The sequence below is a fragment of the Tardiphaga sp. genome (assembly GCF_028290495.1).
Taxonomy (GTDB): domain Bacteria; phylum Pseudomonadota; class Alphaproteobacteria; order Rhizobiales; family Xanthobacteraceae; genus Tardiphaga.
Map to the genome: position 1 here is coordinate 1 of NZ_JAQGJT010000185.1, position 9,668 is coordinate 9,668.

The 9,668-nt window shown below is 63.8% G+C and carries 11 protein-coding genes; 3 read left to right on the forward strand and 8 right to left on the reverse strand.

Features of this window, described 5'->3' with window-relative positions; translation table 11 throughout:
* A partial coding sequence (locus JWQ24_RS27210) for a co-chaperone GroES (protein WP_299815303.1) occupies positions 1 to 287 on the reverse strand: 287 nt, incomplete at its 3' end.
* Between the two features lie 418 nt (positions 288 to 705).
* On the opposite strand from JWQ24_RS27210, the gene JWQ24_RS27215 reads away from it, so the two are divergent.
* Entirely contained in the window at positions 706 to 990 is a 285-nt protein-coding gene (locus JWQ24_RS27215) for an usg protein (protein ID WP_299815306.1), read from the forward strand.
* A 128-nt stretch (positions 991 to 1,118) separates the two neighbouring features.
* Here the strand turns inward: JWQ24_RS27215 and JWQ24_RS27220 are convergent, their stop codons facing one another.
* From JWQ24_RS27220 to JWQ24_RS27250, 7 genes are all read right to left on the reverse strand, one after another.
* Positions 1,119 to 2,369 carry a nucleoside transporter C-terminal domain-containing protein gene (locus JWQ24_RS27220; RefSeq protein ID WP_299815310.1) on the reverse strand — a complete coding sequence of 417 codons (1,251 nt, stop codon included), beginning with the start codon at positions 2,367 to 2,369 and terminating at the stop codon, positions 1,119 to 1,121.
* 211 nt (positions 2,370 to 2,580) lie between these two features.
* Positions 2,581 to 3,336 carry an SDR family oxidoreductase gene (locus JWQ24_RS27225; protein ID WP_299815314.1) on the reverse strand — a complete coding sequence of 252 codons (756 nt, stop codon included), beginning with the start codon at positions 3,334 to 3,336 and terminating at the stop codon, positions 2,581 to 2,583.
* A gap of 22 nt (positions 3,337 to 3,358) precedes the next feature.
* Positions 3,359 to 3,862, reverse strand: coding sequence for a GNAT family N-acetyltransferase (locus JWQ24_RS27230; RefSeq protein ID WP_299815317.1), 504 nt, complete (start codon positions 3,860 to 3,862; stop codon positions 3,359 to 3,361).
* Positions 3,863 to 3,870: 8 nt separating this feature from the next.
* The gene (locus tag JWQ24_RS27235) at positions 3,871 to 4,617 is read right to left on the reverse strand and encodes a proteasome-type protease (protein ID WP_299815320.1); all 747 of its coding nucleotides are present in this window, start codon (positions 4,615 to 4,617) and stop codon (positions 3,871 to 3,873) included.
* 62 nt (positions 4,618 to 4,679) lie between these two features.
* Positions 4,680 to 5,531 (reverse strand): transglutaminase family protein, encoded by an 852-nt coding sequence (locus JWQ24_RS27240; RefSeq protein WP_299815323.1) that lies wholly within the window; start codon positions 5,529 to 5,531, stop codon positions 4,680 to 4,682.
* 154 nt (positions 5,532 to 5,685) lie between these two features.
* Positions 5,686 to 6,630 carry an alpha-E domain-containing protein gene (locus JWQ24_RS27245; RefSeq protein WP_299815326.1) on the reverse strand — a complete coding sequence of 315 codons (945 nt, stop codon included), beginning with the start codon at positions 6,628 to 6,630 and terminating at the stop codon, positions 5,686 to 5,688.
* A gap of 68 nt (positions 6,631 to 6,698) precedes the next feature.
* Positions 6,699 to 8,117: a circularly permuted type 2 ATP-grasp protein gene (locus JWQ24_RS27250; RefSeq protein ID WP_299815329.1), complete on the reverse strand. Its 1,419-nt coding sequence runs from the start codon at positions 8,115 to 8,117 to the stop codon at positions 6,699 to 6,701.
* Between the two features lie 222 nt (positions 8,118 to 8,339).
* Between JWQ24_RS27250 and JWQ24_RS27255 the strand changes: the two genes are divergently transcribed.
* Together JWQ24_RS27255 and gpt are read left to right on the forward strand one after the other, a co-directional pair.
* Complete coding sequence (locus JWQ24_RS27255) at positions 8,340 to 9,074, forward strand: molybdopterin-binding protein (protein WP_299815332.1); 735 nt, start codon at positions 8,340 to 8,342, stop codon at positions 9,072 to 9,074.
* 37 nt (positions 9,075 to 9,111) lie between these two features.
* Positions 9,112 to 9,636, forward strand: coding sequence for a xanthine phosphoribosyltransferase (gpt, locus tag JWQ24_RS27260; protein ID WP_299718082.1), 525 nt, complete (start codon positions 9,112 to 9,114; stop codon positions 9,634 to 9,636).
* The last annotated feature ends 32 nt before the right edge of the window (positions 9,637 to 9,668 follow it).

Consider the following 9,668-nt stretch of genomic DNA (forward strand, 5'->3'; position numbering starts at 1 on the left):
TCGGTGAGGACGCCCATGATGTCGCTTTCCTTCATGATCAGCAGGTCCTGGCCATCGATTTTGACCTCGGTGCCCGACCACTTGCCGAAAAGGACGCGCTCGCCGACCTTGAGGTCGATCGGGATCAACTTGCCGGCTTCGTCGCGGCCGCCGGGACCGACGGAGACGATCTCGCCCTGCGAAGGCTTCTCTTTGGCGCTATCCGGGATGATGATGCCGCCAGCGGACTTCTCTTCGGCGTCGATGCGCTTGACTACAACGCGATCGTGAAGCGGACGGAATTTCATGCAGTCCTCCTAAGTTTATGAAGTTGTTCGATATTTCGTATTCTTGGCAGTCGAGGTCGACAAGTGCCAACACGACTGACCCGGAGATAGGCCGAACGTTACCGCCAAGCAAGGCCTTCTAGCAGAAATTCTGGCACTCAAATATGACGGGTGCCAATTTGGCCAAACGCCGTTAACGGCGCCGCCCGGGGATGTTAGCACTCGCGGTAAGTCGCTGCTAACGCTCAGTCTTTCAAAAAATTAGTAAACTTTTAACCTTGCGATGCGGAGATGGCATGCGTCACACTTCATGCATCGCGTCGTCATGGCGAAGTGGAATCCGGTTCGCAGTTGGGCGTCGTGGTCACAGGGAGAGAAGAGCGTCATCGATCATACCGGAAGCCACTGATGCCGATGCGCTCTGTCTGAGGAGGTTGCAATGGTCTCGCGAAGTGCAGTTTCTGACGATTTCAGGAAGCAGGTGCGCGGCTACGGACTGACGACGGCGCAGATCCTGTACCGGTTGCCGGATCACCCCGCTCTGCTGCAAAGCTACGTCTGGCAGGACTACGACCTGTTTCCCAAATTCCCGGTGCTGAAGGATTTTCTCGCGTTCTGGGAAGCGAAACTGGACGGCCCGCTGTTCGCCGTCACCGTCGCGCACTCCAAACTGATCAAGCCCGCGGAGTTGCGGGCGATCGACGGCGTGTTCCGGCTGCATTGAATTGCGTTGTCATTCCGGGGCGCGGGCGGCACTTGCCGCGCGCGAACCCGGAACCTCGACAAGATGAACATGATGAGATTCCGGGTTCGTTCGCGCTTTGCGCTCTCGCCCCGGAATGACGACGTGGTTCAGCTCAGCACGCCGACGATCGCGCCCATCAGGCAGGTTGTCAGCGTGCCCGACACGATCGACCTGAGGCCGAGCGCATTGATTTCGCGGCGGCGGCCGGGCGCCATGGTGCCGAGGCCGCCGATCATGATGCCGAGGCTGGCGAAATTGGCGAATCCGCAGAGTGCATAAAGCATGATGAGGCGCGAGCGCGGGCTCAGCGCATCGGGCGCAAGCCCCGCGAAATCGAGATAGGCGATCAGTTCGTTGAGCACGGTCTTGATGCCCATCAGCGAGCCCGCGGTGACGGCCTCGTGCCAGGGCAGCCCCATCAGCCAGCACACCGGCGCCATCGCATAGCCGAGCATCCGCTGCAGCGAGATCGCGCCGCCGCCGACATTCGGCAGCAGGCCGAGCAACGCATTGGTGAGATATACCAGAGCCACCAGCACCATTAGCAGCGAGATGATGTTGATCAGCAGTTCGACGCCGGCCACGGCGCCTTTGACGATCGCGTCCATCGTGCTGGAAGCGTCCATCTCGGGATAGACCAGCGCGCCAATGGTGCGGCGCTGGTCGGTCTCCGGCACCATGATCAGGCTGACCAGGATCGCTGCGGGCGCTGACAGCACCGAGGCGATGACGAAATGCGCGGATGCGTCGGGGATGAACGGCGACAGCAGTGTGGCATAGAGCACCAGCACCGTGCCGGCGATGCCCGCCATGCCGCCGGTCATCACCAGGAACAACTCGCTGCGGGTCAGGCGCGCCAGATACGGCCGGATGAAGAGGGGAGCTTCCACCATGCCGAGGAAGACATTCGCGGCGGTCGACAGCCCCACCGCGCCGCCGACGCCGAGCGTACGCTCCAGCAGCCACGCCATGCCGCGTACGACCGGCGGCAGCACGCGCCAATAGAACAGCAGCATGGTCAGCACGCTCATCACCAGCACGATCGGCAGCGCCTGGAAGGCGAGCACAAAATCCGCGCCGGGCGCCTTCAGGTCGAACGGCAGCGCGCCGCCGCCGAGATAGCCGAACACGAACGAGGTGCCGGCGCGCGACGCCGCCGAGATCACATTGACGACGTCATTGATGACGCTGAAGCCACGCGCCACGGCGGGGATTTTCAGCAGCGCAATCGCAGTGGCAAAGGTAACGATGAGGCCAATGGCAGCTTGTCGCCATGATACACGGCGGCGGTTCTCGCCGAGCGCCCAGGCGAGTGCGAGCAGCGCCAGCACGCCAAACGCCGATTGCAATTGCAGCATGAATCCTCCGCGGCCGCGGCGATGATGCCGGGGCGACAGCGTTCATGCAATGTCGGTGCCGCCCTTAACAAACTCTGTTGTCCCGGACGCGGTGCGGCGCGTAGTGCCACTCTGCAGAACCGCGATCGTCGCGAACGCTGGCATCTGGGACGGCCCCGGACGCGAAGCAACACTTTGGTCGCGTCGCGTCCGGGGAACAGATGTCCGTTGCTTATCCCCGTCCGACAAACGGCATCTTCGTCGCCATCACCGTCATGAACAGCACGTTGGCGTCGAGCGGCAGGCCGGCCATGTACGCCACGGCGTCGCCGACCGCCTTGGCGTCCATGCGCGGCTCCTGGCTCATCGTGCCGTCGGGCTGCATCACGCCGGGGCCGTTGACCATGCGGTCGGTCATCGGTGTTGCGGCGTTGCCGATATCGACCTGGCCGACCGCGATGTCATAGGCGCGGCCGTCGAGGTTGCTGGCCTTGGTGAGGCCGGTGATGGCGTGCTTGGTCGAGGTGTAGGCGGCGGAGAACGGCCGCGGCGCGTGCGCCGAGATCGAGCCGTTGTTGATGATGCGGCCGCCGCGCGGCGTCTGGTCTTTCATGATGCGGAAGGCGTGCTGGGTGCACAGGAACGGCGCGGTGAGGTTGGTGTTCACCACCGCCTGCCACTGTTCGAGGCCGAGATCCTCGAACGGCACCGGTGGCGCGCCCATGCCGGCATTGTTGAACAACACGTCGAGCCGGCCATAGGTGTCCATCGTCTTGGCGAACAATGCGGCGATCGAGCCGGGATCGGCCATGTCGGCGGACACCGGCAGGCTGGCGCCGCCCTCGGCCTCGCCGAGCTTCTGCGTCTCCTGCAGCAGACCGATGCGGCGGCCGGCGAGCACGACGGTGAAACCCGTCTTCATCAGCGCGAGCGCGGCGGCGCGGCCGACGCCGGTGCCGGCGCCGGTGACGAGTGCGATCTTGGTCATCTGTTTCTTCCCTGTCGTTTTTCTAGGTCAGTCTGTGGCGCATGAAGCAGGCGTGCTCGTCATAGCTGCGCAATTGCCGCTCGAGTTCGGGGTCTACGACGATGTCGAAGCCCTGACGCTGCCAAAAATGAACTGAATTGTTGACGGCAACAAGCGTCATGTTCGGCAGTCGCAACGCGCGCGCATGCGCCGCCAGCGTCTTTACGATGGCCGCGGCGGCGCCGGTTTTCCGCGCGGCGGGCAATAATGCGAGATCATGGATGTAATAGGTCGAGGCGGGCATCGCCGGTCGGCTGAGGATCGCATTGAGCTTCGGCGGCTGCTTGAAATGCCAGGGATGGCTGAGAACATAGCCAATGGTGGCGTCGTCGCCCTGCAGCGTGAAGCAGCCGTCGGGATGAAGCGCGAGGCGATCCGCAAACACCGCCGCATCTTCGGGAAAATCGGGGTGAACGATATCGGCGACCGCCTGGACCGCGGGCAGGTCCGCGGCGGTCATGGCGCGCCAGTGCAACGGCGCCGGCATCGCCGCGCTCAGCTTTCTTTCTTGTACGGCGGTCGCGGGATGTTCTGATGGGCCTGGCGCAAGGCCGCCGACCAGCGCGAGCGCAAATCGTGGAAGTAGGGTTCGCCGGCCTCGATGCGGTGGTTGAGGTCGGCTTCGCAGGTGTCGGTGCGCACGACCAGCACGTCGATCGGCAGGCCGACGCCGATGTTGGAACGCATCGTCGAATCCATCGAAATCAGACTGGTCTTCAGCGCCTCATACAGTTCGACTTCGTAGTGCACGGCGCGGTCGAGCACCGGCTTGCCGTATTTGTGCTCGCCGATCTGCAGATAGGGCGTGTCGGTGGTGCATTCGATGAAGTTGCCGGCCGGATAGATCATGAACATCCGCATCTTGCCGCCCTTGATCTGGCCGCCGAACAGGAACGAGACGTTGAACTTGATGTCTTCGGATTCCAGCGCCTCGCCCTCGGTGGCGATGACGTGGCGGATGGCACGGCCGATCCGCTGCGCCGCCTGGAACATGGTCGGCGCGTTGAGCAACGTCTCGCGCTCGCCCGATTTGGGATTCTCGAATCCTTCGCTCAGCGTCGAGAGCACCGACTGGCTGATCGCCAGATTGCCGGCGGAGGCCACCGCCATGACACGGTCGCCGGGCTGGTCGAAAATGTGCAGCTTGCGGAAGGTCGAGACATTGTCGAGGCCGGCATTGGTGCGCGTGTCCGCGATCATCACCAGGCCGTCCCGCACCAGAATTCCGCAGCAATAGGTCATGGGTGGTCCCTTGATTAGGGAAGCGTCTTACGCGCTGCACCGGGTGGCGGCAACACGCCGCCTCAGGACTGGCTTTGACTCTGGCCTTGGGCCGGGCCGGGCCGGCCGCCGGCCTGATCGACCTTGACCGAAACGGTCAGGGTTTCCATGCCGCCGCCGTAGCGGGTGCCGCGGACCGGGGCGGCGCCGAGGTAGTCGAGGCCGATGGCGACGCGGGCGTGGGCATCTGTGGTGCAGATCGCATTCGCGGGATCGAAGCCGACCCAGCCGAGATCGGGGACGTAGGCCTCCGCCCAGGCGTGGCCGGCCTGCTGTTCGGAAAGGCCGTCGGCGCGCAGGAAGTGCCCGGAGACGAAGCGGCTGGGCACACCGCCGGAGCGCGCGCAGGCGATGAAGATGTGCGCGTAGTCCTGGCAGACGCCGCGTTTTCCGGTAAAGGCCTCGATCGCCGAGGTGCCGGTGTTGGTCGGGTCTTCGTCGAACGTCATGTGTTCGTTGATCGCCATCATCAACGCATGCAGGTAGCCCAGCACGTCGGTCTCGGGCTGCGGATCGAGTTCGCGGGCGAAGGTGACCATCGCCGGGTTGGCCTTGGTCAGGTCGGTCTGGCGCAGGAAGAAGCTCGGCGGAAAGCGCTCGTCGGTGCCTTTCAGCACGCCGCCGGTATCCTGGGTCTCGACCAGTCCCTCGACGTGGATGGTGAGGTCGGCAATCGGGCCGTGGGTCAGCACATGGGTGACATTGCCGAACGCATCCTCGTGCAGATCGAGCCGGGAATCGGTGGAGACGTCGATCTGCCACTCCGCGACATACTGGCCGTCATGGCTGCCGGGCGTCATGCGCAGGATCTGGATCACGCCGGACGCCGGCGGCTCGTAGCGATAGGTCGTCGTATGGGCGATACGCAGGCGCATGACAGTTACTCGTCATTCCGGGGCGGCAGCGCGAAGCGCGAGCGCCCCCGGAATCTCCATCGATTCAATTTGACCAGATTCCCCGCCACTCCAATTGGAGTGGCTGAGGCTCGCGTTCGGCTGGCGCCGCCCGCGCTCCGGAATGACAGCTTAATCATATCAGGTATTGTTTGGCGATGATTTCGCCGAGCCGGCTGTTGTCCGCGATGAACTCCTGGATGAATTCATGCAGGCCGTGTTGGAAGATGTCGTCCATATTGCTGTGTTCGAGGCGGTTGCGGACGCCGCGGGCGTGGCGCTGGGCGGCGCCCTGGCGGCCGTAGGATACGCCGATCTGGTCGAGGTTGCGTACCAGGTTGCCGTAGCAAGAGGCGAGCGACCGCGGCAGCGTGTCATTGAGGATCAGAAGATCGGCGATCAGCCAGGGCTTCAGCGTCTCGCGATACACCCAGTGATAGGCTGTCAGCGCCGACACCGAGCGCAGGATCGAGGTCCACTGGTAATAATCCAGGGGGCCGCCGACGTGCTCTTCCTCGGGTAGAAGCAGATGATATTTGACGTCGAGAATGCGCGCGGTGTTGTCGGCGCGTTCCAGATGCAGGCCGAGGCGCGAGAACCAGTAGGCGTCGTTGCGCAGCATCGTGCGGTAGGCCGAGCCGTCGAAGCGCAGCGAAGTTTCCTGCACGAAGCGCAGGAAGCGCGCCAGTTGCTCGCGCGTCTTGGCGCCGCCGCTCCAGACTTCCTGCAATTCGATCCAGGCGCCGTTGATGGTGTCCCACATCTCGCTGGTCAGCGCAGTGCGCACCGAGCGCGAATTCAGACGTGCGTTCTCGATGCAGTTGCGGATCGAGGATGGGTTGGCGGTGGAGAAGGAGAGATATTCGACGACGTTCGTCTCGTCGGCTTCTTCGTAGATCTCGTAGAATGCAGAAGAGACGCCGGCGGTAAGCAGCGCCGAGTCCCATTCGTTGGTTTGGCCGGTATAGGTGGTCGGCAGCGCGGTGACGCGCAACGTCGCCTCGATCGTCCGTGCCAGATATTCGGCGCGTTCGACGTAGCGGGCTAGCCAGTACAGATTCTCGGCGGTGCGCGACAGCATGCGGGGATGTTACTCGTTTGAAATCAGGTTGCGCGTTTGGTGTCGAAGTCGCTCGTCATCAGTCAAATTTATTCGTCGAGAATCCACGTATCCTTGGTGCCACCGCCCTGGCTGGAATTGACCACCAGCGAGCCTTCCTTCAGCGCCACGCGGGTCAGCCCGCCCGGCACGATGGTGACGTTCTCGCGGCCGGTCAGCACGAAAGGCCTGAGGTCAACGTGGCGTGGCGCAAGGCCGGACTCAGTACAGGTCGGGCAGGTCGACAGCGCCAGCGTCGGCTGCGCGATGAAGCCTTCCGGCTCGCGCTTCAGCTTGTCGCGGAACGCCTCGATGGTCGCCTTGCTCGAAGCCGGGCCGATCAGCATGCCGTAGCCGCCGGAGCCGTGCACTTCCTTGACAACCAGGTCGGCGAGGTTGTCCAGCACGTAGGCCAGGTCCTTCGGCTCGCGGCAGCGCCAGGTGGGCACGTTCTTCAGGATCGGTTCCTCGCCGAGATAGAATTTCACGATCTCCGGCATGTAGCTGTAGATCGCCTTGTCGTCGGCGATCCCGGTGCCCACGGCATTGGCCAGCGTGACGTTGCCGGCCATGTAGGCGGACATCAGGCCGGGCACGCCGAGCGCGGAGTCCGGGCGGAACGACAATGGATCGAGGAAGTCGTCGTCAACGCGGCGGTAGATCACGTCGACGCGCTTGAGACCCTCGGTGGTGCGCATGAACACTTCGTCGTTCTTGACGATGAGGTCGCGGCCCTCGACCAGTTCGATGCCAAGCTTGTCGGCCAGGAACGAGTGCTCGTAATAGGCGGAATTGTAGACGCCGGGCGTCATCAGCGCGACGGTCGGCTCCGATGTGGCGCTGAGCGGCGCGACCGAGCGCAGGCAGGACAACAGCTCGTCCGGGTACTTTTCGACCGGGGCAACGCGGTGTCGGGCGAACAGGTCCGGAAACAGCCGCATCATGATTTCGCGGTTTTCCAGCATGTAGGACACGCCCGACGGGGTTCGGGCATTGTCCTCCAGCACGAAGAATTCGTCCGGATTGGTGCGCACGATGTCGATGCCGGCGATGTGCACATAGACGTCATGCGGCACGTCCTGGCCGTTCATCTCCGGCCGGAAAACCGGGTTCTGGAAGATCAGGTCGTCCGGAATCAGCCCGGCGCGCAGGATGTCCCGCCCGTGGTAGATGTCGCGCAGAAACATGTTGATGGCGCGGGTGCGCTGCTTCAGGCCCTTTTCCAGCAGCGTCCATTCCTTGCCGGAAATGATCCGCGGGATCACGTCGAACGGGATCAGCCGCTCGGTGGATTCGGAATCGCCGTAGACGGCAAAGGTGATGCCGATCCGGCGGAACAGCAACTCCGCCTCCTGCCGGCGATGCTCCAGGGCATCCGGCGGCGTCTCCTTGAGCCAGCGCGAGAGTTCTTCATAGGCCGGGCGAAGCTCGCCCATCGGCCCGTTCATTTCGTCGAACGCAACTGCCATGAATCCTGACTGCTTTTCGAGTTCATGCCGGAGAGTGCATGATGTCACAGGATGGTAGCAAGGGCCGGGCCAGCGCGATATGCATTCGAGGCGAGCAATTCGTAGCAGCGCATCGCAAAGCTGCCTGAAAAATCGGCGGGACGCTGCCCGTTTCGGCAGCAAAACCCCGTGACATCAAGGTCTTGCCTGCGCATGGTCGCGGGGAATGGTGAGGAACGACAGATGAGCGAAATCGTGACCGCGGGCATCCTGGTGATCGGCGACGAAATTTTGTCCGGCCGGACCAAGGACAAGAACATCGGCTTCATCGCCGAATACCTCACCAATATCGGTATCGACCTCAAGGAGGTCCGCGTGGTCTCCGACGACGAGCCGGAGATCATTGCCGCACTCGACGCGCTGCGCGGCCGTTACGACTACGTCTTTACCACCGGCGGCATCGGCCCGACCCATGACGACATCACCGCCGACGCGGTGGCCAAGGCCTTTGGCGTGGCCATCGATCACCATCCCGACGTCGTCGCCCGGTTCAAGGAGCGGTTCGGGGCCGACCTCAACGAAGCCCGGCTGCGCATGGCGCGGATCCCGGACGGCGCCGACCTGATCCAGAGCGCCACCATCCTGGCGCCGGGCTTCAAGCTCGGCAATGTCATCGTGATGGCTGGCGTGCCCTCGATCATGCAGGCGATGATGGACATCGTGTCGCCGAAGCTTCGGTCCGGCGTGCGAATGCTGTCCGAGACGGTCCGCGCCGACGCCCGCGAGGGCGACATCGGGGGACCCCTGCGGGCGATCGCCGAGGCGCATCCCGACGCCATCATCGGCAGCTACCCGTTCCTCGACGACGCGCAGAAGCCGAACGTCAATCTGGTGGTGCGCTCGCGCGACCAGGACAAGCTCAACGCGGCCATGGCGGCGGTGAAAGAGATGCTGGCCGTGCTGCACGCGCCGAAGTAGATACGGCACGCGCCGCCCGACCAACCAGGAGATCGACATGGCAGAACATCCGGAGATGAGCGCACAGGAGCGCGCCGGCAAGGCATTTCCGGTGTCGTGGGACCAGTTCCACCGCGACTGCCGCGCGCTGACCTGGCGCCTGAGCAACGCCGGCCCGTTTCATGCGATCATCGCCATCACCCGGGGCGGGCTGGTGCCGGCGGCGATCGTGGCGCGTGAACTCGGCGTTCGCGTCATCGATACCGTCTGCATCGCCAGCTACGACCACAACAAGCGGGGCGAGTTGCAGGTGTTGAAGGGCGTCTCCGAGGATGCCGCCCGGCTCGGCGGCGGCACCGGCAAGGGGCTCCTGATCGTCGACGATCTCGTCGATACCGGCAAGACCGCGCGCATGGTGCGCGACATGCTGCCGGACGCGCACTTCGCCACGGTCTACGCCAAGCCGATGGGCCGGCCGCTGGTCGATACGTTCATCACCGAAGTGTCGCAGGACACCTGGATCTTCTTTCCGTGGGACCTCGGCCTGTCGTTCCAGCCGCCGATGCGCGACGGCGCGGCGTAATACCTTTCACACGGGACAGTGCTCATGCTCCC